Here is a 1,056-nt window from a genome sequence, read left to right as displayed (position 1 = left end):
ACGACGACTTCTTCGAGCTCGGCGGCAACTCGCTGATCGCCACCCAGGTGACCGCCCGCCTCGGCGCGGCCCTGGACACCCAGCTCGCGGTGCGCGACCTGTTCGAGGCCTCCACGGTGGCGGCGTTGGCCACCCGGGTGGAGCGCAATGCCGGTTCCGGTGCGCGCCCGCGCCTGGTCGCCGCCGAACGGCCCGCGCACGTGCCGCTGTCCCCGGCGCAGCAGCGCTACTGGTTCCTCAACCAGTTCGACACCAGCATCTCCGCGGTCGACAACATTCCGCTGGCGGTCCGCTTCACCGGCGCACTGGACCTGTACGCCATGAAGCAGGCCATCGGCGACGTCATCGCCCGCCACGAGATCATGCGCACGGTCTACCCGCGGTCGGCCGAGGGGCCGCACCAGGTGATCCTGCCCGCGTCGCAGACCGATCTGACGCTGGTGCCGGAGGAGGTGACCGAGGCCGAATTGCTGGGCAAGGTCATCGAATTCGCCATGACCACCTTCGACGTCACCGTCGAGGTGCCGCTGGCCGTCAAGATGTTCCGCATCTCCGACAGCGACACCACTCAGCATGTGCTGGCCTTCACCGTCCACCACGTCTCCGCCGACGGCTCCTCCATGGGTCCGATGGCGCGCGACATCATGGCCGCCTACGTGGCCCGGGTGAACGGCGATGTGCCGCAGTGGGCTCCGCTGCCGGTGCAGTACGCCGACTACGCGCTGTGGCAGCGCGAGGTGCTCGGCTCGGAGGACGATCCGGAGTCGTTGGCCGCCAAGCAGGTCGCGTACTGGAAGCGCGCCCTGGCGGGCCTGCCCGACCAGTTGGAGCTGCCCACCGACCGGCCGGCGCCCCCGGCTCAGTCCTTCCACGGCAAGGCGCTGCGCTTCAATATCGACGCCGAACGCCACGGCAGGCTGCACGAACTGGCGCGCGCCAACAACGCCTCGCTGTTCATGGTCGTGCACGCCGCGCTGGCGGTGCTGCTGGCGCGGCTCTCGGGCACCGACGACATCGCGGTCGGCACCCCGATCGCGGGCCGCGGTGAGCGCGAAC

1 protein-coding gene is annotated in these 1,056 nt (G+C 70.3%); it reads left to right on the top strand.

The features are described from left to right. A partial coding sequence (locus ON43_RS30200) for a condensation domain-containing protein (protein ID WP_040813040.1) occupies positions 1-1,056 on the top strand: 1,056 nt, incomplete at both ends.

The sequence above is a fragment of the Nocardia concava NBRC 100430 genome, from assembly GCF_000308815.1.
In the GTDB taxonomy this organism is placed as follows: domain Bacteria; phylum Actinomycetota; class Actinomycetes; order Mycobacteriales; family Mycobacteriaceae; genus Nocardia; species Nocardia concava.
This window is presented reverse-complemented; position numbering and strand designations above follow the sequence as displayed.